This is a genomic window from Corallococcus macrosporus (assembly GCF_017302985.1).
Taxonomy (GTDB): domain Bacteria; phylum Myxococcota; class Myxococcia; order Myxococcales; family Myxococcaceae; genus Corallococcus; species Corallococcus macrosporus_A.
Window position 1 is genome coordinate 781,954 of the sequence record NZ_JAFIMU010000004.1, and the last position, 20,522, is coordinate 802,475.

At 71.2% G+C, this 20,522-nt stretch carries 18 protein-coding genes; 7 read left to right on the plus strand and 11 right to left on the minus strand.

The window, feature by feature from the left end; all coding sequences use genetic code 11:
• Nucleotides 1–3 precede the first annotated feature (3 nt).
• A complete protein-coding gene (locus JYK02_RS08370) occupies nt 4–924 on the minus strand; it encodes a LysR family transcriptional regulator (RefSeq protein ID WP_207050363.1) in 921 nt (306 codons plus the stop codon).
• Between the two features lie 93 nt (nt 925–1,017).
• On the opposite strand from JYK02_RS08370, the gene JYK02_RS08375 reads away from it, so the two are divergent.
• The gene (locus JYK02_RS08375; protein ID WP_207050364.1) at nt 1,018–1,902 is read left to right on the plus strand and encodes an NAD-dependent epimerase/dehydratase family protein; all 885 of its coding nucleotides are present in this window, start codon (nt 1,018–1,020) and stop codon (nt 1,900–1,902) included.
• Nucleotides 1,903–1,939: 37 nt separating this feature from the next.
• Here JYK02_RS08375 and JYK02_RS08380 read toward each other — a convergent pair whose 3' ends face one another.
• Nucleotides 1,940–3,487, minus strand: a complete 1,548-nt coding sequence (locus JYK02_RS08380) for a DUF1501 domain-containing protein (RefSeq protein WP_207050365.1) — start codon at nt 3,485–3,487, stop codon at nt 1,940–1,942.
• Between the two features lie 5 nt (nt 3,488–3,492).
• Nucleotides 3,493–5,049 carry a DUF1800 domain-containing protein gene (locus JYK02_RS08385; protein ID WP_347402450.1) on the minus strand — a complete coding sequence of 519 codons (1,557 nt, stop codon included), beginning with the start codon at nt 5,047–5,049 and terminating at the stop codon, nt 3,493–3,495.
• Between the two features lie 330 nt (nt 5,050–5,379).
• Here JYK02_RS08385 and JYK02_RS08390 point away from each other — a divergent pair, with 330 nt between their 5' ends.
• Entirely contained in the window at nt 5,380–6,750 is a 1,371-nt protein-coding gene (locus JYK02_RS08390; protein ID WP_207050367.1) for a hypothetical protein, read from the plus strand.
• A gap of 16 nt (nt 6,751–6,766) precedes the next feature.
• Here the strand turns inward: JYK02_RS08390 and JYK02_RS08395 are convergent, their stop codons facing one another.
• Nucleotides 6,767–7,390 (minus strand): TetR/AcrR family transcriptional regulator, encoded by a 624-nt coding sequence (locus JYK02_RS08395; RefSeq protein WP_207050368.1) that lies wholly within the window; start codon nt 7,388–7,390, stop codon nt 6,767–6,769.
• 107 nt (nt 7,391–7,497) lie between these two features.
• Between JYK02_RS08395 and JYK02_RS08400 the strand changes: the two genes are divergently transcribed.
• The gene (locus JYK02_RS08400) at nt 7,498–8,484 is read left to right on the plus strand and encodes an NAD-dependent epimerase/dehydratase family protein (protein ID WP_207050369.1); all 987 of its coding nucleotides are present in this window, start codon (nt 7,498–7,500) and stop codon (nt 8,482–8,484) included.
• A 10-nt stretch (nt 8,485–8,494) separates the two neighbouring features.
• Here JYK02_RS08400 and JYK02_RS08405 read toward each other — a convergent pair whose 3' ends face one another.
• From JYK02_RS08405 to JYK02_RS08420, 4 genes are all read right to left on the minus strand, one after another.
• Nucleotides 8,495–10,384 (minus strand): chloride channel protein, encoded by a 1,890-nt coding sequence (locus JYK02_RS08405; protein WP_207050370.1) that lies wholly within the window; start codon nt 10,382–10,384, stop codon nt 8,495–8,497.
• Nucleotides 10,371–10,925: a MarR family winged helix-turn-helix transcriptional regulator gene (locus tag JYK02_RS08410; protein ID WP_207050371.1), complete on the minus strand. Its 555-nt coding sequence runs from the start codon at nt 10,923–10,925 to the stop codon at nt 10,371–10,373. Before JYK02_RS08410 ends, JYK02_RS08405 begins: the two co-directional genes overlap by 14 nt.
• Before the next feature lie 204 nt (nt 10,926–11,129).
• Complete coding sequence (locus tag JYK02_RS08415) at nt 11,130–11,444, minus strand: hypothetical protein (protein WP_207050372.1); 315 nt, start codon at nt 11,442–11,444, stop codon at nt 11,130–11,132.
• A gap of 103 nt (nt 11,445–11,547) precedes the next feature.
• The gene (locus tag JYK02_RS08420; RefSeq protein ID WP_207050373.1) at nt 11,548–12,495 is read right to left on the minus strand and encodes a LysR substrate-binding domain-containing protein; all 948 of its coding nucleotides are present in this window, start codon (nt 12,493–12,495) and stop codon (nt 11,548–11,550) included.
• A 122-nt stretch (nt 12,496–12,617) separates the two neighbouring features.
• On the opposite strand from JYK02_RS08420, the gene JYK02_RS08425 reads away from it, so the two are divergent.
• Nucleotides 12,618–13,532: a DMT family transporter gene (locus JYK02_RS08425; RefSeq protein WP_207050374.1), complete on the plus strand. Its 915-nt coding sequence runs from the start codon at nt 12,618–12,620 to the stop codon at nt 13,530–13,532.
• A gap of 4 nt (nt 13,533–13,536) precedes the next feature.
• On the opposite strand, the gene JYK02_RS08430 is transcribed toward JYK02_RS08425, so the two are convergent.
• Complete coding sequence (locus tag JYK02_RS08430; RefSeq protein WP_207050375.1) at nt 13,537–14,346, minus strand: class I SAM-dependent methyltransferase; 810 nt, start codon at nt 14,344–14,346, stop codon at nt 13,537–13,539.
• A gap of 69 nt (nt 14,347–14,415) precedes the next feature.
• On the opposite strand from JYK02_RS08430, the gene JYK02_RS08435 reads away from it, so the two are divergent.
• Nucleotides 14,416–15,807 (plus strand): hypothetical protein, encoded by a 1,392-nt coding sequence (locus JYK02_RS08435; protein ID WP_207050376.1) that lies wholly within the window; start codon nt 14,416–14,418, stop codon nt 15,805–15,807.
• 8 nt (nt 15,808–15,815) lie between these two features.
• Here the strand turns inward: JYK02_RS08435 and JYK02_RS08440 are convergent, their stop codons facing one another.
• A complete protein-coding gene (locus tag JYK02_RS08440) occupies nt 15,816–16,343 on the minus strand; it encodes an ureidoglycolate lyase (RefSeq protein ID WP_207050377.1) in 528 nt (175 codons plus the stop codon).
• A gap of 169 nt (nt 16,344–16,512) precedes the next feature.
• Here JYK02_RS08440 and JYK02_RS08445 point away from each other — a divergent pair, with 169 nt between their 5' ends.
• A complete protein-coding gene (locus JYK02_RS08445) occupies nt 16,513–17,151 on the plus strand; it encodes a hypothetical protein (RefSeq protein WP_207050378.1) in 639 nt (212 codons plus the stop codon).
• Nucleotides 17,152–17,208: 57 nt separating this feature from the next.
• Nucleotides 17,209–18,045 carry a hypothetical protein gene (locus tag JYK02_RS08450; protein WP_207050379.1) on the plus strand — a complete coding sequence of 279 codons (837 nt, stop codon included), beginning with the start codon at nt 17,209–17,211 and terminating at the stop codon, nt 18,043–18,045.
• Nucleotides 18,046–18,087: 42 nt separating this feature from the next.
• Here JYK02_RS08450 and JYK02_RS08455 read toward each other — a convergent pair whose 3' ends face one another.
• The gene (locus JYK02_RS08455; protein WP_207050380.1) at nt 18,088–20,388 is read right to left on the minus strand and encodes a hypothetical protein; all 2,301 of its coding nucleotides are present in this window, start codon (nt 20,386–20,388) and stop codon (nt 18,088–18,090) included.
• Between the last annotated feature and the right edge of the window lie 134 nt (nt 20,389–20,522).

Sequence of the window (20,522 nt, forward strand, 5' to 3'; positions counted from 1 at the left end):
CACTCACCGCCGGGGCCGGGGCTTCGTGCCCGGCCTCGGCTGCTCGCGCGCGAACGCCTCCGCCACGAAGTCCACGAACACGCGGACGCGTGGCGACAGGTGCCGGCGCTCCGGATAGACGACGAACACGTCCGGCCCCGGTGAGTCCACCTCACCGAGCACGGCCCGCAGCCCTCCGGAGGCCAGCGCCTGCGCGGCGACGAACTCCGGGATGCGCGCGATGCCCACGCCCTCCACCGCCAGTGCCAGCAGGGCCTCGTTGTTGTCGGACGCGAACGGGCCGGGCACGTCCACCGGCGTGCCATCCAGCCGCCACGGGACGCGCTGGCCGTCGCGCAGGTAGGCCAGACACGCGTGGCGCTGGAGGTCCGCCACCTTCCGGGGCGTGCCGTGCCGGCGCAGGTACGCGGGCGACGCGCAGATGACCGCGCGCGACGCTCCCAGCCTCCGGCGGACGAGCCGCGTGTCCGCGCTCTCCCCCATGCGCAGGCCCACGTCCACGCGCTCCTCCACCAGGTCGATGAAGCGGTCCGTGAGCCCCAGCGCGCACTGGACCTGCGGGTACGCGGCGAGGAACGCCGGCAGGCGCGGCACCAGCCAGTAGCGGCCCAGGTCCATGGGCGCGGTGACGTGCAGCGGCCCCCGCGGGCCTTTCGATTCGCGCAGCTCGCCCTGCGCCGCCTCCAGCTCCGCCACGATGCGCTGGCCCCGCTCGAAGAGCGACAGCCCCTCCGGCGTGGGTTGGAGCCGGCGCGTGCCGCGCTGGAGGAGCAGGACTCCCAGCCGGCCCTCCAGGCGGGCCACCGTCTTGCTGACCGCGGAAGGGGACACGCCGAGCGCCCGGGCCGCCGCGCTGAAGCTGCCCGTTTCAAGCGTGCGCACGAAGGCGCCCAGCCCGGCGAGCGGCTCCTGGATGAGGGTCATTCAAGAACTCTAGGAACAGGGCATGTGCCCGGCAAGCCACTACCCGTCCACCACGGAACAGCGCAGGTTTCCTCCCATTCACGGGAGCGGATCATGAAAGTCTTCGTGTTGGGCGCGACGGGGTACATCGGCGGGTCGGTGGCGGCGCGGTTGATGGCGGCGGGCCATCAGGTGGTGGGCACCGCCCGGACCCCGGACAAGGCGCGGGCGCTGGAGGCGCGCGGCATCCAGGCGACGGTCGCTTCGTTCGATGACCTGGACGCGCTCGCGCGGCTGGCGAAGGAGTCCGATGCCGTCATCAACGCGGCGTCCGCGGACGAGCGCAAGGTGGTGGAGGCGCTGCTCGTCGCGCTGAAGGGCTCCGGCAAGCGCTTCATCCACACCAGCGGCTCCAGCATCGTCGCCACCGACGCGGGCGGCGAGCTGACCCCCGGCGTGCACGACGAGGACACGCCCATCGAGCCCGTGCCGGAGAAGGTGGCGCGCATCGCGCTGGACAGACTCGTGCTGGACGCGGCGAAGGACGGCATCCACACGAACGTCATCTGCCCGTGCCTCATCTACGGCAAGGGGCTGGGGCTGAACCCGGACAGCGTGCAACTGCCGCCGCTCATCCAGTACGCGCGCGAGACGGGCACGGCGCGCTACATCGGGAAGGGGGAGAACATCTGGTCCAACGTGCACATCGAGGACCTGGCGGACCTGTACCTCCTGGTGCTGGAGCGCGCGCCGGCCGGGGCGTTCTTCTTCGCGGAGAACGGCGAGGCGAACTTCCGGGACGTGGTGACGGCCATCGGCAAGAGCCTCCACCTGCCCGTGGCCAGCATGCCGCTGGCCGAGGGGGAGAAGCGCTGGGGCGTGGAGCTGGGGCGGCTGGCGCTCGCGTCCAACAGCCGCATCCGCGCGAAGCGGGCCCGCGCCCTGGGCTGGAAGCCGCGCCGGCCCTCCGTGTTCGACGTCCTCGCGGAGCTGAAGTAGCCGCGGACCCGCGAGGGGTCCGCGGCCTTCCTTCACGTCAGTCCGCCTGCATGAAGGCGATCTTGTACCTGCGTGCCTGCGCCGGGAACCCGCGCGCCACCGCGTCCGCCACGTAGCCAGCGAGGTTGGGGAACACGTAGTCGCGCTCGGCGGCGGTGTTCAGGCCCAGCCAGGAGGCCAGCGTCCAGCCGTACTGCTCCACGGTGAGCGTGGGAATCCAGCGGCCGCGCTCGTCCGTGGAGCCCTCCAGCGAGCCCGACAGGTCCAGGCTGGGGAAGGTGCCGTAGAGCGCCTTGCCCGCGACGCGGTTGCCCAGGACGATGGCATGCCCACCCCAGGCGTGGTCCGTGCCGCTGTCGCCGTTCTCCAGCAGCGTCCGGTTGAAGTCGCTCATGGTGAAGAGCGTCGCCTGGGGCGCGTTGGCGCCGAACGCGGTCTGCGTCTCCAGCAGCGTCACGGCCTGCTGGAAGGCGTCGAGCGCGAAGTCCAGCTGCGCCAGCAGCTTCGGATGGTCCACGTCCTCGTTCTGGTGCGTGTCGAAGGAGCCGAAGCCCACGGAGAACACCTGGCGCTTGAGGCCCAGGCCCGCCTTGCTCACCGGCATCGCTCCCGCCACCAGGTCGCGCACCACCTGGTAGAGCTGCGTGTGCAGCGTCCACTTCGCGGTCTCCTCCGGCGGCAGCGTGGGCACGAAGTAGCCGTCGATGGCGTCGCGGGTGGCCTGGGGCAGTTGCGCCCACGCCGCGTCGCGCGCGGCGGCGCGGGCGGAGGAGAACGTCTGCGCCGTGGTGAACACGTCCGCGTAGGCCGTCTCCAGCACGTTGCCGTCCTGCACCGTCATCACGTCCGCCAGCGCCGCCTGCTGGAGCAGGTCGAAGTCCGAGGGCGGGGTGGTGAGGGTGCGGAACGCGAGCGTGCCGTCGGCAGCCACCATCATGGGCTTGCGCTCCACGCCCGCGCAGAAGCGCGGTTTGCCTCCGAACGAGGTCACCTCCGGGTAGTCCGGCGGTGTGCTGGCGTTGAGCACGTGGAGCTTGTCCGCCGCGCGGCCGCCCCAGCCGGTGACCTTGAGGTCGGCGGTGGCGGTGCTGGAGCCGGGGTTGGCCAGCGCGCTGGCCCAGGCGTCCTGCTGGTCGCTGTGGGAGAAGAGGTTCTCCGGCACGGAGGTCCCGCCGGCCAGGTAGTCCGCCTTGTTCAGGGGAAGCACCAGCGGCCCCACGTTGCACACGAACGCGGCGCGCCCCGCCTCGAAGTGCGCGCGCAGCTTCGACAGCGTCTTGGGCAGGGCGAAGGACCCGGCGGCCAGGCCCGTGGGGTTGATGAGGTCCAGTTGGTCCGTCTTCAGGCCAATGGTGGGCCGGGCGGCCAGGTACTGCGCGTAGGCGTTGGTGTCCTGCGGGATGAGGATGTTGTTGCTGTCGTTGCCTCCCAGCAGGAAGACGCAGACGGCGACGCGGCTGCCGGAGTAGCCGCTGGTGCTGGCGGCGTGGGCATTGCCCACCCAGCGGGGGAGGGCGGCGGCGGCGGCCAGGAAGCCCAGGCCCTGCGAGGCGCGCCGGAGGAACTGGCGACGGGTGGTGGTCATGGGGTTCACCGCTGGATCTGGAAGGAGGGGGAGAGGAACGTCAGGTAGAGCCCGAGCTTCTTCTTGCGGATGGCCGTGTTCGCCCGGCTGTCACCCATGGCCGTCAGCAGCTTCTGCTCCAGCTCCGGCGCCAGCGTGCCGTGCAGCCAGTAGCGGCCCATGTACGCGACCAGGTCCGCGTTGGTGGCGGGCAGCAGGTCGTAGTCCACGGTGATGCCCGCGTTGGCGGCGGCGCCGGAGTAGAGGAACTCGTGGAGGAAGTTGGCGCGGGCGGTAAGGGTGGCCGTGTCCAGGATGGCGAACTCCGGTCCGACCAGGCCGTCCACGCCCGGCAGCGGCGCGGTGGGCGGGTAGAAGCTGAAGACGGAGGGCGGGCGGGTCACCCACTGGTTCATCGTCTTGCTCCAGTTGCTCAGCTTCAGCCCCGGGTCCTTGGTGGCCGTGTCCAGCGTGGGATCCAGCCAGCGGACCACGTTCGTGACGAACAGCGCGGGCGAGCGCAGGTGGCCGAAGCCGGACCGCAGGCCGAGGGGCGGCTGGGCGCCGCGCGCCTCGTCGTCCTCCAGGATGGCGCGCACCACCGCCTGGAGGTTGCCGCGCGCGCCGGTGCCGTCGTTCTTGAAGACGGCGGCCACGCGCCGGACGTAGGCGGGCGTCGGGTTGCTCGTCACCAGGTGCTGGATGAGCTGCTTGCTGATGAAGGGCGGGACGTTGGGGTCGTTGAAGACGTTGTTCAGCGCCTGGGTCAGGTGCGTGGTGATGCTGCCTCCCGCGGCGGTGGTGACGCCGCGCAGGAGCACCTGGCTGTCCGTGTCGTGGTTGGCGTTACAGGGCATCAGCGGGTTCTTGTAGTCGGGCGTGTTGATGGCGGCGCCCCGGGCCGGACACGCGGTGGCGTTCCAGGTCCAGCCGGACAGGGCGTGCGCGAAGGCCTTCACCTGCTCCTCGCTGTACGCGCGCTGCCGGTTGCCGTTGGCGTCCAGCAGCGGGGTGCCGTCCTGGTTCAGCTTGTCCGTGCCCAGGGTGAAGAGCTGGAGCATCTCCCGCGCGTAGTTCTCGTTCGGGTCGATGGGGTTGCCCTTCGAGTCGAAGGCGCGGTTGTTCGCCATGTCCAGGTAGCGGCCCATGGCGGGGTTCTTCGTCACGGCCTCCAGCAGCACGCGGAAGTCGCCGAAGGCATGCTGCGACAGCAGGTTCATGTACCCCGCGACCGCCACCTTGGAGTCCACGTACGGCGTCCTCGTGGAGTCCGGGATGCCGTTCTGGGAGACGACGAAGATCTGGCTGAGCGCGAACGCCACGCGCTGGCGGAGCTGATCCTCCCCCGTCACCGCGCGCTGGAAGAACTGCGAGCCCAGGTCCTGGGCGCTCTCCCCGTCGTACGGCGTGGCGGGCTGGAGCGCGAACTGCTCCGTGAGCGACTGCGTGATGCCGACCGCCATCACGTGCTCCACGGTGCCCACGGGCGCGGGTGCCACGCCGCGCGCGAGCTTCGGGCCGAACGAGGACTGCTCCAGGAACCGGATGCTGTTCGGCTCGCTGGGCGTCTCCAGGGATTCCACGGCCTGTTCGGTCCGGCCGTGGACCTCCTGCTGCTCTGGGGGCGGGGACTCTGTGGCGGAAGGCCCGTCGGCCTGTGTGCAGGAGGTAGCGCACAGGACGAGGGCCAGGGCGGTGCGACGAAGCATCCGGTTGCTCCTGGTGACTGCGGGGGTGGTCGACCCCGGAAACGCCGGGGCCGCGACGTCGCAAAAGATTCTAGATGATAGGTAAATGAGTTTAAACGGGCTTTCCTGGTAGTGCTGGAGTCGTCGGACGCGGGAGGTTTGTCGTGCCCGGACGCGGGGCCCGGTCCGTATGTCTGACGACGCCGTCCTGCCTTGGAGCCCGTGATGCCCTCCGCCCCATGCTGGTCCTGGTCCTCCGCGCTGCTCCTGGGGTCGCTCTGCGCCTGTGGCGAGTCCGTCCCTCCCGTGGCCACGGACCTGGCCGCGCGGCTGGAGGCGGCGCGCGAGGCCATCCGGGCGGACACGTGCTTCCGGGAGCGGCCGGACGGTGCCGGGTGTGAGTGGGGCGACTTCGCCTACGACCCGGGCGCGTTCGCGATGCGCCACGACAGCGGCGAAGCCATCCTCGTCATCGACGACTTTCCCACGCTGCCGCTCCGGGCGCTGCGCTACCAGAACCGCCTTCGGGGCTACTTCCGGGCGGACGCGCAGGGGCGGCTGGAGCCGGTGCCCTTCTCCTGGCGCCTCCCCGCCACGCTCCACCGCACGCTCCAGTCGTTCGCGACGCCGGACTTCCTCCCCGCGGAGCAACTGCGCACCCTCGCGGCACCGCTTGGGGAGACGTATCCCTCCCAGGTCATGGAGAGCGTGGGCCATGGCAGCTTCGTGTTCTCGCTGCTGGTGGAGACGAATCCGCACCAGCCCCTGGTCCTGCTGGACACGCTGCGCTTCACCACCTTCGCCCCGGAGGAGTTCTGCGACGGCTCCGGCACACCCGAGTCCATGGAGCGCCTGCGCGCGAAGGCGTCAGTCGTCGCGGAAGGGGTGCGTGGGCTGATGGCGGCGCACGGCGTGCGCTACGTCAACCTGAGCTCGGGCGTGACGCTGGCCTCGGTGCGCCAGGACTGGTCCGCGTCCTGCGAGGGGCCGCTTCCGGATGACCGCGTGCTGCGTGCGAAGCTGGACGCCTATGCGCCCATCTACGCGGCGCTGTTCAACACGCCGGGTGTCTTCACGGCCCAGGCCGCCATCGACGTGGCGAGCCCGGAGGACAACCCCTTCGACTCCGCGTCGGAGGCCTTTCCCAACCGGCTGCGGGTGGGGTTCTTCACGGTGCTCGAGTCCGGGCTGGACGCGGAAGGGCGGGGCGCGCACGCGAACCTGGGCGGATGGCCGGGGCAGGCCAACGTGGACCTGTATGTGAATACGGGCGTGCTGCCACAGCGGCCCTTCGAATACAGCCGGACGCCGCTGCTCCAGGTGGATGCCTTTGGGGTCGACATCTTTCCCATCACCCGGGCCACGACGTCCTGGGTCGCGCCCCTGGCCCTGTCCCGGTTCATCCACGCGCGGTCCGCATACTTCGCGGGCCAGGAGCTGTCCGACGCGCTGATCCGCCAGGTGATGGAACGGATGACGCCGCCGCGTTGCGAGGACCTGCCCGGGAGCGTCTGCGTCTACCAGGACCCGCTGCTGCACGGACAGACGGAGGCGGTCCGGCTGGGCTACCGCCCACGCGAGTACACCGCGCCCTGAGTGCTCCCGGCGGACGCTACCGCGAGCGCCGCGCGGGCTTCGCGTCGTGCACCAGCGTGGCGACGAGCGTCTTCACCAGCGCCTCCGCCGGTGCGCCCTGGAACCCGGAGCAGGTGAGCTTGAGGCTGATGATGCCGTGCAGCCCCGCCCAGAACACCTCCGCCAATCCCTCGGCCGGTGTGTTCTCCAGGGCCCGTCCGTCCGCCTTCAGGTCCTCGAAGGCCCGCACCAGCAGGGCGAAGGACTTCGGTCCCGCCCCTTCCTGCTTGTCCTGGAAGAGGCCCTCGGACAGCTTGGGGTCCTCCATGAAGATGAGGCGGTAGGTCTCCGGGTGCTTCAGGGCGAAGGCCAGGTACGCGTCCGCCAGACGTGACAGCCGCTCCGCTGAATCCTTCACGGCGGCCGCGGGCTCCAGCACCGCGAGCAGCTCCTGGAAGCCGCGCACGCACAGCTCGCGTGCGATGGCGTCGCGGTTCTCGAAGTGAAGGTAGAGCGTCGCCGGTGCGTACTCCACCGCGTCCGCCAGCTTGCGCATGGAGAGCGCGCCAAAGCCCTCCTTCATCACCATGTCGCGAGCCACCTGGAGGATGTGTTCCCGCAGCTCCGCCCGCTGTCGCTCCTTGCGCTCCGTGATGCCCATGTCACGAGGTTAGGCCTTGACGAAACGAACGGCCAGCAATAGATGAACGGTGTTCACAGAACGGTGTTCATAAAAATATCGGACGTTCATTTTTCCGGGAGGACGACATGGAGACGGTGGCGTTGTTCGGCGCTTCGGGCGTCATTGGGCAGAGCGTGGCGCGGACGCTCCAGGCGCAGGGCCGGCCGTACCGGGTGGTCGGACGCTCGGAGAGCAGCCTGCGCAGGGAGTTTGGCGCGGATCCGCGGGCGGAGGTGGTGACGTGGAATCCGGACGACCCGGCGTCCATCCGGGCCGCCGCGCGGGGCGTCCGGACGATCATCTACATGGTGGGGGTGAACTACTGGCAGTTCCACCTGCACCCGGAGCTGATGCGCCGCACGCTGGACGCGGCCATCGCGGAGGGCGTGGAGCGGGTGGTGCTCATCGGCACGGTGTATCCATACGGGATGCCGCGCACCCCGACGGTGTCGGAGTCCCATCCGCGCGAGCCGAACTCCTTCAAGGGCCGTATGCGCAAGGCCCAGGAGGACATGCTGCTGGAGGCGGACGCGGCGGGCGCCATCAAGGGCACCATCCTGCGGCTGCCGGACTTCTACGGGCCGGGCGTGGAGCGCAGCTTCCTGTACAGCGCCTTCGTCGCGGCGAACCAGGGCAAGCGCGCGCCGCTCATCGGGCCGCTCGACACGCCGCATGAGTTCGTCTTCGTCAACGACGTGGGCCCCATCGTCACCGCGCTGATGGACGAGCCGCGCGCGTACGGCCGCTTCTGGAACCTGGCGGGCCCGGGCGCCACCACGCAGCGCGAGATGGTGAAGGAGATCTACGCGCAGGCGGGCCACCCGCCGAGGATGAAGACGATGGGGAAGACGATGGTGCGGCTGGTGGGCCTCTTCCACCCCTTCATGCGCGAGCTGGTGGAGATGTACTACCTGCTCACGAACCCCGTGCTGATGGACGACTCCGCGCTGCGCGGCCTCCTGGGCACGGTGCCCAAGACACCCTACGCGGAGGGCATCCGTCAGACGCTCGCGGCGCTGCGCGGGGAGCAGGAGGCGAAGGCTCGCCCGGCCCCGGTCCCCGCGACGACCTGAGCCTCCGCGCTCAGGCGGGCCGGGGCGTGGGGGAGCGCGCGCCGCCAATGCCGCGCTCCCGCGTGCGGGCGTTGGACAGGCGCTGCCGGTGGCCCGCGAGCAGGTCGCTGCGCGTGAGGATGCCCACGACGAGCTCCGGCTTCGCGCGGGAGACGACGGGCAGGCGGCCCACGCCCTCCTCCACCATCAGGTCCGCCGCTTCACGCAGGGAGCTGTCATCGAAGACGACCGCCGGGGCCCGCTTCACCACGTCCCGCATCCGCCGGCCTTCGCTCGCGTGGCCATCCATCAGGTCCCGGCGGGTGACGACCCCCACGAGCGCCCCTTCGCGGGAGACGACGGGGAAGCCCTGGTGGCGGGAGCCCGCCGCGTCGGACGTGAGCCACGCGCGCACCTCCTCCAGGGGCATGTCCGCCTGCAGCGTCACCACGGGCTTGAGGCCATGGTCGCGCACCAGCGCCTGGCCCAGCGCGTCCGCGCCCAGCTCCGTGGGGATGCGGACGCCGCGACGGGCCAGCTTCTCCGTCATGATGGAGTGGCGCATGAGCAGCGCGGACACGAGGTAGGACGCCGCGCACCCGGCGAGCAGCGGCAGCAGGCCCATCGGCTGCCGCGTCGTTTCGAAGGCGAACACCACCGACGCCAGCAGCGCGCGCGACGCCCCGGCGAAGAGGGCGGCCATGCCCACCAGCGCCGCGACGCGCACGTCCACACCCAGGCTGGGGAACAACTGCGTGGCGAGCAGCCCCAGGCCGGAGCCCAGGCCGCCGCCCAGCGTGAAGAGGGGGGCCAGCGTGCCGCCGGACGTCCCGCTCCCCAGTGCGATGGACCAGGAGATGAACTTGAGCGCGCAGAAGACGAGCATCGCCGTCCCCACGAAGCGGCCGGACAGGATGTCCTCGATGTTGGTGTAGCCCACGCCCAGCGTGCGCGGAGACACCAGGCCCACCACGCCCACGACGATGCCGCCCAGCGCGGGCCACCACATCCAGTGGATGGGCAGCTTCTCGAACGCGTCCTCCAGCCAGTACACCGCGCGCGTGCACACCACGGACGCGGCGCCAATCAAGAGCCCCAGCACCCCGTAGAACGCGAGCGCCGTGCCGGACGGCGCGGTGAGGTCCGGGATGGCGAACGCGGGCGCGCCGCCCATGAAGGCGATGCGCACGCCGGTGGCGGTCGCGGTGGCCAAAGCCACGGGGATGACGGAGCGGGGCTTGAACTCGAAGAGCAGCAGCTCCACGGCGAGGAGCACGGCGGACACCGGCGCGCCGAACGTGGCGGCCATGCCCGCGGCGGCGCCCGCGGCGAGCAGCGCCTTGCGCTCGTCCGCCGTGACGTGGAGCCCCTGGCCCAGCAGCGACCCCAGCGCGCCGCCCGTGGCGATGATGGGGCCCTCCGCGCCGAACGGACCGCCGGTGCCGATGGCGATGGCCGACGACAGCGGCTTGAGCAGCGTCATGCGGGGCGGGATGCGGCTCTGGTTGAAGAGCACCTGCTCCATGGCCTCCGGGATGCCGTGGCCCCGGATGGCCCGCGAGCCGTAGCGCGCCATCAGGCCCACGATGATGGCGCCCGCCACGGGCACGAGCACCACCCAGCCGCCCAGCGTGTTGTCGCCCGGAGACACCGGCTGCAGGGACAGCCGCCCGTAGAAGGCCAGGTTCGTGACGAAGTGGATGAGCGTCCCCAGCCCCTGCGCCACCAGGCCGGCGGCGACCGCGAGCCCCACCGCCAGGACGCTGATGAACACCGTGCGGGAGTCCACCGCCACGGAGGATGTAGGAGTGCGCAGGCTGGCGAGCGCGGGGCCCATCGACGGCGCCACCGGCAGGCCGGCCCGTTCATCAGGCCGCTCGCCCAGGCCCTCCTCGATGCGTTCAACCTCAGGCTTCTTCATCCGTGTGCTCCTGTGTCTTTCGGCGCCGCGACGGGCGCGAGGATTCGTCTTCGAAGAAGAGGGGGGCCTCATCCACGTCGAGCCCCAGCGCGCGCACCCACGCGTCCAGCCCCTGGACCAGCCCCGCGCGCACGTCCGGCTCCAGGCCACGCAGTCCGGAGATGAGCCGGGCCTGGGCCATGGGCGGCGCCTTGCGGATCAGCGCGCGCCCCTTGGGCTCCAGCGCTACCTCCACGCGGCGGCCGTCCTCGTCCGAGCGGCGGCGGCTCACCAGCCCCTGTTCAATCAGCTTCGTGACGACGACGGACACGCTGCTCTGGTGCGTGAGCGTGCGCTCCGCGAGCGTGTTGATGGAGCAGGGCCCGGCCTCCGCCAGCTCCTGGAGGATGAAGAGCTGGGCGCCACTGATGCCCACCAGCCGTTCGGAAGCGCGAGCGGAGACCCGCAGCAGCCGTACCAGCCGCCGCACGCCGTCCATCGCAGCGCGCACCTCGCCAGGCACGTCCGCGGGCGGCGGCGCTCGATTTGAATGGGAGCCCATATATCTCCCCGCAACCTACGGGCCAGGGGGCACGGGCACAAGCGAAAGCGCGAGGGATGCCAGGCTGCCTGGGGGCCGGCGGGAGGGCGGCGCTCGACGAAGGGGGGCTCACCCTTGGAGCGCACGGCCGATACGTGTCTTGGCGTGAACGATCGCGAGGCCCGGCCATGCAAGCCCGGGCCTCGCGAGGAAGCGGACCGCGGCTCAGGTGCCGGCGGTGACGGCCTGCTCGGCGGCGGGGTGCTCCTCGCTGCACACCTGCGCGGCGTCCTCGGCCTGGCGGGACTCGTCCGCGCTCACCGAGGCCGTGGTGGTGGGGGCAACGGCGGCACCGCCGCAGGACTGATAGTTCGTGTAATCACCGCACGTCGTCTCCGTGAGCCCGATGTAGCAGTACGCGTCGCACTCCTGCGTGCGACAGCCCAGGTAGCTGCACTGGGGCGGCAGGGCAAAGGCAGCCGAGGGGGCCAGCGACAGGACAGCCGAGACCGACAGCAGGGACTTCACCAGCTTGCGCATGTGTGCTCCTCGTGAGGGGACGGCGCGGCGAGTCTGGCCCTCCTTCCCAGACAAGTAAACGCAGGCGTTGGGAGGGTTTGGCGTCACCCCGGGGCGCTGACTGTCATTGGGGAACTTTCCGGCGTGACGGTGCGGCGCCGGGCGTCGCGGCCGGAACGGGCGGGTCCGGGCGGTCGCGCTGGGTCAGGAGCCAGTCCACGAAGAGGCGCGCGGCCGGGCGCAGCCGCCGGTGCGAGGGATGGACCACGAAGTAGCTGGCGCGCGTGGGCACGATGGGCCCGGGCAGCCGGATGAGCCGGCTGTCCGAGAAGTAGGGCGTGGCGATCTTCTCGCGCGCCAGCGCCGCGCCCAGCCCCTGCACCGCGGCCATCAGCGCGCCGGTGGTGTCGCTGAAGCTGTAGCGCTCCTCGAACCGCGCCCCGCGCACGCCCGCCGAGCGGAACCAGTCCTGCCAGCCCTGGCGGGAGAGGTCCGCGATGAGCGGCAGCTTCGCCACGTCCGCCGCCTCGCGCACGTGCTCGAGGCCCGCGAGCCGCGGGGAGGCCACGGGGAAGAGGGCGTCGTCCATGAGCGGCTGCGCGCTCAGGCCCGGCCAGGGGGGCTGGCCATAGCGGATGCCCAGGTCCGGCCCGCCCTCGTCGAAGCGGGTGAGCGCCATCTCCGTGTCCACGTGGATCCGCACGTTCGGGTGCTGGGCCGTGAAGCCGGGCATGCGCGGCAGCAGCCACGCGTACGTCAGCGAGTGCACGGTGGTGACGCGCACCACCGCGGCCTCGTCCTGTGAGCGCTTGAGGCCCCCCAGCACGTTGTCCATGTCCGACAGCGCGGTGCTGGCGGCGTCCGCCAACTGGCGCCCCTCGGCTGTCAGCGCCACGCCCCGGGCATGCCGCTGGAAGAGCACGACGCCCAGCCGGTCCTCCAGCTTGCGGACGTGGTGGCTGACCGCGCTGGCGGTCAGGTGCAGCTCCTCCGCCGCGCGGGCGAAGTTCTGGTGGCGGGCGGCGGACTCGAAGGCCGCCAGGGCGGGGAGCAGGTCGGTGCGCAGGGTCATGGGCCGAGCCTCAAATCTGGCTCATGTCTGGCACGGAAAGGATGCGCTTGTGAAGCGGAGGTGGCGGCGTGAAGAAAGGGCCAGACAGAAATCAGATTCCTTCCTTGTCCGAGGGGGCCGCCATGAGCGCATCCGTTCCCACCCATCCCCACGTCGCCACTCCCACCCTCAACCGGGCGTGGCTCACGCCCCTGGAGCTGGGGGGGCTGGCCGCCATCTGGGGCACGTCCTTCCTGTTCCTGCGCATCGCGGCGCCGGCCTTCGGCCCCATTCCCCTGGTGGCGCTGCGCCTGGTGCTGGGCGCGGCGGTGCTGATGCCCTTCCTCTGGCGCGCGCGCTCGGCCATCCGTCCCGAGCTGTGGCCCCGGCTGGCGCTGGTGGGCGTCATCAACGCGGCGGTGCCCTTCTCGCTGTTCGCCTGGGCCGCGCGGCAGGCCCCCGCGGGCGTCGGGGCCATCACCAACAGCATGGCGGTGCTCTTCACCGCCCTGGTGGCGTTCCTCTTCTACGGCGAGCGCATCGGGGGCCGGCGCGCGGTGGCGCTGTTCGTGGGCTTCTCCGGAGTGGTGGTGCTGGCCAGCGGCAAGTCCGCGGGCGCGAGCGTCGCCTGGGCCGTGGCGGCGGGGACCACCGGCGCGTTCCTCTACGGAATCGGCTCGAACCTGGTGCGCCGCCACTTCACCGGGCTGCCGGCCGCCGCGGTCGCCGCCGCCACGCTGGCCAGCGGCGCGGTGCTGATGCTGCCCTTCGCGGTGGCCCTGTGGCCCGCGGAGCCCATTGGCATGCGGGCCTGGCTGGCGGCGGCGGCCCTGGGCGTCATCTGCACCGGCTTCGGGTACGCGGTGTTCTACCGCCTCATCCAGCGCATCGGCGCGCCGCGCGCCGCCGTCGTCACCTACCTGGTGCCGCTGTTCGCGCTGACCTGGGCCTGGCTGCTGCTGGGCGAGCCGCTGACGCCCACCATGCTGGTGTCCGGCACCCTCATCCTGGGGAGCGTGGCGCTGGGGCAGTCTTCCCCGGCGCCGAAGGCGAAGTGAGGCGTCAGCGCCGCTCGAACTTCCAGATGCCGTAGCCGTCGCGGACCTTGGGCATGAACCGGCGGACGATGAACGCCGGGACGCGCTTGCCGGCCAGCTCCAGCGCGCGCAGCGGGACGGAGGTGGAGGACGCGAGCGTGTAGCCCGCGTCCAGCAGGCTGGCCTCCGGCGTGTCCGTCATGTCCTGGAAGGACGCGCCCATGCTGGCCAGCACCTCGTGCAGCTCGCGGCTGTACTCGCGCTGGAAGGTGGCGCGCATGAGGTCGCAGTACACGGCGTGGTGGGGGAACACCTGGGCCAGCACCGCGAACATGTCCCGGCGCTGCGCGTTCGACAGGTACATGATCACGCCCTCGATGATGACGTGCGTGCGGCGTGAGTCCTGGTAGGGCGCCAGCTTCCGGGCCAGCGACTCCGCCGCGAAGTCGATGGAGATTCGCTCCAGCGGGTTGCGCGCCTCCGTCACCGGCAGCTTCGCGTCCTTGAGCGTGATGATGGCGGGCTCGTCCACCTCCAGCCACCGGCCGCCGCGAAGCCGGTAGGCGCGCGTGTCGAAGCCCGCGCCCAGCACCACCACCCGCGCGTCGGGGGCGCGGTCCAGCTCCTCCTGCACCCGCGCGTCGATGATCTGATGCCGCGCGGCGTTGCTCTGGTTGGCCTCGCGGAAGGACTGGAAGCGGGACCAGACCTGCCGCGCCTCGTCATCCATGAAGCGGGAGGCGAAGGTGTCACCGCACAGGGGCCGGGGCTGGCGTGCGTCCTCGGCCCGGCAGGCCAGGGTGTAATAGGCGGTCTTCGAGATGGCATTGGCCATGGCGGGGCGCTCCTTGAAACCTGCTCGCAGCTTGCATGAGATACGCGCTTTCACAAAAGGTGGGTCGCGATGCGATTCGTGATGGCGCTGGGATTGGTTGCGTTGGGCACGGGCTGTGCGCACTCGCCGAAGACGGCGGGCTCAACGGAGCCTGACCTGGCTTCGCGGGCCCAGCAGCTCTCGGCGGAGGCGGAGCAGGCCTATGAAGCGCTGGACTTCGAGCGGTGCGCGGAGCGCTTCCGCGCCTCCGGCGAGGCGTACGAGGAGGGACCGGACCGCGCGGAGTCCCTGTATCGCGCCGCGGGGTGCGCGTCGCTCGCGGGGCATGCGGACGCGGCCGTGGACGTGCTGAAGCGCGCGGTCCAGGGCGGCTACTACGACGCGGATCATCTCGAGTACGACCCGGAGCTGGCGCCGCTGCATGCGCTGCCCGCGTGGAGCGGCATCGTCGCGGAGGCGCGCGCCAACCTGGCGAAGGCGCCCGAGGCGCCCTTCATGACGATGACGCTCATGGGCGTGGATGCCTTTGGTTCGCGGAAGGTGGACCGGGAGACGGTCCAGCGGCTGCTGGGGCTGGAGGTGGGCAAGCCCATCGTGCACAGCGCCGCCATCTTCAAGCAGAAGGAGGCGGCGCTGCGTGAGCAATACGGCCTCGCCTACGCCCACGTGGGCATGTCCATCTACTTCGCCGCGGAGCGCAAGGGCACCGCCTTCGTGGTGATGGACATGGTGGATGCCGAGGACGCGGGCCGGCTGAACTTCCTCCCCGAGCCCAAGGGGCACCCGGCGGATCCGGAAGGACTGCTCGCCCGGTGGAACGACTATGTGCAGCGCCTCCAGCGGCTCCAGATGCAAGGGAAGCTGTCGGAGGACTCCAGCTGCAAGGTCGCCAGCTGTGTCGGTGGGTTCGGCCATCCGGACCTCGCGGCCTTCGAGCCGGAGTTCCTCGCGAAGGTGCCAGGGCAGCTGGACGCGCTGACCACCGTCCTGCGTGAGGAGGCGGACGCGGAGAAGCGGGTCGCGGCGGCCTACCTGCTGGCCTACGCCCCCACGCCCGAGGAGACCGTGCGCCGGCTGCAACCCTTCGTCCGGGATTCGCAGTCCTCCGTGCGCAACGGCGTGCTGCGCGTGCTGACCGCGACGCAGGAAGCCGCGACGAAGCCCCTGGTGGACGTGGCCACGGTGGCGGACGCGGTGACGATGCCGGCGGCGACCGACCGCAACAAGGCGACCTTCCTGCTCTCCTACCTGCTGGAGGACCTGTCACCAGAGGCACTGAAGGCGCAGCGGGCCGGGCTCATCCGCCAACTGGGAGATCAGCTCGTGCGGATGTCCGCGCTCACGTTGCCCATCAACCGCGAGCCCGCGGTCCTGGTGCTGAAGAAGCTCTCCGGCGAAGCGTACGAGACCGCGGACGAGTGGCGCGCGTGGCTCGCGCGTCAGCCGAAGACCGCGGGGTAGGGGACCCGTCAGTCCGCGACGACGACGGAGACCTGCGTGGAGAACTGCCGCACGACGCAGTCCTCCGCGCTCCCGTCCTCCCACGCCAGCATCGCGAACTCGGCCGGCGCGTCGAGCGCCACGATGGGGTGGTGCCACACGCCCCGGTGGTAGTTCACGCCCTGGCCGGGGCCGCAGACGAACGCGACGAGCCCGTCCAGGTCCGGGCCGCCAGAGGGCGCGGCCGGCGCGACGCACACCAGGAAGCGCGAGCAGCGCATGGGCAGGAACGCCTGGCTCGACTGGGGATGGTGTTCCAGCAGCTTCACGGTGAAGGGAAGCGGCTGCGGCACGGAGCGGAACACCGCGAGGTTGGGCTTCGCACCCGGCCGGCCGTTCTCCAGCCGCGCGGACCAGTCGAACCGCACCGCGGTGCCCTGGTTCGCCGAAGCACCGCTCTTGAGTCCCGCGGACACGACGTCCCCGAAAGGAGCGAAGCCCTCCGGAGTCAGGGGCCGGGCGACGATGGAGCGGAGCGGGGTGGATGCGTCCTTCATGGGGACGACTATAGGGGCGCGTGCCCGGGACGTCAGGCGGCGCAGGGCTGGATTCCCGGCTAGGCTTCGCGTCCGGGAGGCCGCGATGCAGGCCCGATGTGAGCAGTGTGGCACGCCACTTCCGGGCTCGGCGCCCGGCCATGTCCTTCTCACCTGCCGGAGCTGCGGCGTGACGTACCACGTGCGCGACAACGGCAGCTTCCGCCGCGTGGGAGGCCCGGCCGCCGCGACCGGAGGGCCGCCGGCCGTGTCCCAGGGCGCGGTCTCCGTGGCGCCTCCCAACTTCCTCGTGGAGCGGGATGACGGGACGCTGCGCATCGGGTGGGCCGCGCCGTCCTTCGACGCGATGTACGCGGTGCTGGGCATCCTCCTCGTGGCGGTGCTCTGCGCCGTCCGGTTCCCCGACATGGTCGCCAACCTCGGCGTGCTCGGGTGGAGCTGTGTGGGCGGGGTCGTGCTCATGGGCCTCTACCCGGCTTTCGCCGCGGCCTTCAACCTCACCTGGGTGGAGGTGAAGGGCGACACGCTGCGCATCACGTCCAGGCCGCTGCCCATCTTCAGCGCCGCCACCGTGGACGTGCGCACCCTGGACTCCCTCAAGGTGCACGCCTTCACGCGCAAGGGCGGCAAGGGGCTGCTCGTCCTGCGCCGCTTCGCCCTGCAAGCGAGGACGCGTGAGGGCCAGACGCTGACGCTGGCGAGCGGCTTCGAGTCCGAAGGCGATGCCGCCTGGCTCGCGAGCACCCTGCGCCGTCACCTGCGGTTGAAGGACGGCCCCTGGGGCGAAGCCGCCACCCCGGACGACTGAGCGGGCTGGCACTTCAGGGCGGCTCAACTTCCGGCCGGCTCCGTCCGATAACCCTGTATGTCCAAGGTCTCCTCCAGGCCCGCCTCGTCCCCCGTGCCGTCCTCCGTCCGCACGGAGCCCGCCGCCGCGCCGCGTGTTACCAACGCGGTCCGGCCGCAGGCGCCCTACCCGGTCGCGGACGGGATGGACGTGTCGAAGGCCGGGACGCGCCCGCCGGTGTCCCTGGACGTCCCCCCGCCGCGACAGGCGCAAGCGCAGGCCGTCACCCGCCGGGACGGACGCGCCCAGGACGGCAAGCGCACCATCCGTGTGGAGACGGGCGTCGCCGACGGACCGTGGGGCAGCACGGTGCACCAGTACATCGAGATCCGCGTCAAGCCGCTGGACCTGGGCATCGCTCCGGGGCAGCTCCAGGCGGAGCTGGACCGCGCGTCGGCGGAGAAGCTCGCGGATGACGAGAAGGCCTATGGCGCGGACATGCGCGCGGCGGGCTACGCGTCGCTCCAGGAGTGGTCGAAGGCCCAGGGCTACTACGGCTCCCCGTCGCACGTCGCCTGGGCGGAGGCCGCCAGCGCCCGCACCGGCGGCCAGATTCCCGCGGACTGGTGGATGCGCTTCGACCCCTTCGGCGGCACCGCCGGCAACGGCCCCAACATCCTCCCCACCGGCGAGTACCCCGGGGTCGCGAGCCGCATCGCCATGTGCCACGACACGGACTGGGACCTGGGCCGCTACTTCGGCGCGGGCCCGCTGAGCAAGCTCCGGGGCGCGGAGAACGCGCAGGACCTGGGGCCGCTCGGCCTGAACCCCCTCCTGGGCGGTGACCTCTACACCTTCGGTCACGCGGACTGGGACGTGACCTACGGCGAAGAGGTCCAGCGCTCCGGCCGCTGAAGCCCCTTTCCCTCGCGCGAGCAGGGAAGGGGCCCTGTGCCGTCAGTCCCCAAAGGAGCCCGTGGCCTTGCTGAACCCCGCCTTCGTGTGGTGCTTCACGCGCTCCGAGCGCGAGGCGCCCTCCAGCGCGGCGATGACGGCCTTCTCCGCGTCCGGCCCCCACTCCTTCACCTTGGCGGGGTCCACGCCCTTGTCCTTCACGTACTTCTCCAGCGCGGCCTTGGCCACCCTCGCGCCCGAGCCCGCGTTGATGGCGAGGTCGGCCATGATGGCGTTGCCGTACTCACTGGTGACGACGTCCTTGAGCCTCAGCTTCACCGTCGTGGCCTTGCCTTCGGCGTCCTTGCCCGGCACGGACACCGTCGTGTTGCGGGCCGCGGTGATCTTCCCCTCGCTCGCGTAGGTGACCTGGGCCGCCTGCATGTCCGAGTCCGCGCCCGCCGCCATGAAGACCGCCGCAAGCTTCACGTCGGTGCGGATGGCCTCGGCCGCCTCGACACCCTTCAGCACCGTGCCATCCGGGCGCGTGAGCACCACGCCCTTGCCGTCAATGCCAATGCCGAACTTGCCGAAGTGCTTCTCGTACTGCTCGGGGTTGGTCTTCTTCAGGTCCCGCATGAACTCGGCGAGCGTGCCGTTGCCGTCTGCGCCGAGCGTCCACTGGGCGAAGCCCCACGAGACGCGGCCGATGTCCCAGGTGTTCACCTTGCTGAAGGTGCCCTCCAGGCCGGAGATGGAGCCGAGGATCTTCTGCCGGTCCTCGCTGATGCCGCTCTTCTCCAGCTGCGACGTGACCTGCTCCTCCGAGTCACCTGTCAGGGCGCCGCCATCCACCGCGTTCCATGAGTTCGTGTACGGCGTCTCCCGGCCGTCCCGCATGCGCACGGTGACCCCGTTCACGGTGACGTCCGACCGGGTCTGCCGCACGTCCACCATGGGCGAGTAGTTGTCGATGCGGGCAATCAGCCCGTCCTTCACCGTCTTCACTTTGGCCTGCGCGTCGGTGACCTTCGTCTTCGCCGCGTCGAGCGCGGTCTTCTGGGTCTGCTTGAACTTCTCCGCCTCGACGGGGTCCTTGGGAACCTTCGCCTTCTTCTGCTGCTTCTCCAGCTTGGAGAGCGCGCGTTCGGCGAGCTTCGCCTCCGCCATGGCGCTGCGCAGGGACGGGTTCGTCTTGAGGTGCTTCTCCTCCTTCATCCACGCCTTGAGCTTTTCGCCCTGGGCCTGGACGGCCTGATCCGCGGCCTTGAGCTTCTCCTGCGCGGCCTTCTTCGCGGGCTCCGTGGTGGCCGCGTTGACGGCGGCCTGGGCCTTGTTGCGTGCCTCCACGGCCTTCTTCAGCGGGTTGTAGACGTGGGCCTTGGGCGGCTCCCACTTCGCGACGTTGCGCGGAATGATGTCATTGAGCTCGACGGCGTTGCCGCGCTGGATGGTGCCCTCGTCCTTGGTCTTCACCACGATGGCATCCAGGTTCTTCTGGATGTCGCTCGCGGTGGCGGCCGGGACGGCCGTGGCCGCCGCGGTCTTGGTCGCGGCCTTCACCGGCGCGGTGGGGGCGGCCTTCGCCTGGCCTTCGAGCGCCTCGAGCGCGCGCTTCAGGTCCGCGCCCTCCAGCTCGAGGTTGAGCGCGTCCTGCAGTGAGGTGCCGGTCAGCTTCTCGTACTTCTGGGCCACCTGCTTGCGCTGGGATGCGTCCAGGCCTTCCAGCGCCTTGAACACCGCGTCCTCGTCGGTGCCCCAGATGTCGTCCATCGCCGCCTTGAGCGCCGCCGCGGCGGTATCCACGGCGCTGGCGGGCGCCGCGCGCTTCAGGGGCCCCGCGAGGGTCCCCGTGGAGGCGGACATCGGGTTGAAGGAGAAGCCCTGGTTGGAGGGAGGGCGCCCGCGAATCTGATCCGCCAGCCGCTTGAGCGTCGCGCCCGACGCGCCCCCCGCGACGGCCTTGAGGAGGAAGGTGCGCTCCGCGTCCGCGTCGGTGCGGGGAGAGGCCTTGGTGCTGACGCCCGCCTTCGACAGCAGGGCCGCCAGGTCCTTCTGCTGCGTGGGGCTGAGCCTGCCCAGCGCGGTGGCGACCGCGCCCGCGTCGTCCGGCGACATGCCGCTGGAGAGCGCCTTCTGCAGGGCCTGTCGCATGGGCCCGTCCGGGAGCGCGGAGAGCTGCTGCTCCATCTTCCGCTGCGCCGGAGCCTTCGCGCCCGCGGCGACCGGAGCGGCCATGGACGAGGCGGAGCTGGTGCGGCGGGGGGTCGCCACGGTCGCGGCGGAGGGCGCCTTCGTGACAGGCGTGTCCACACTCGCGACGGACGTCGGCTTGGGGCCTGGGGAGCCGGAGATCTTGACCATGGGGCCCCAGCCTAACGCACCGTCAGTGCGGCTGACATCCAGGGGGGCGGAGGGAGCGGGCCCCGGGCTCCCGGTAGAGGAAGGGCCGATGGAACGCGGCGCGCCCCGCCCCCTTCCTGCCATCGCTGGCACGC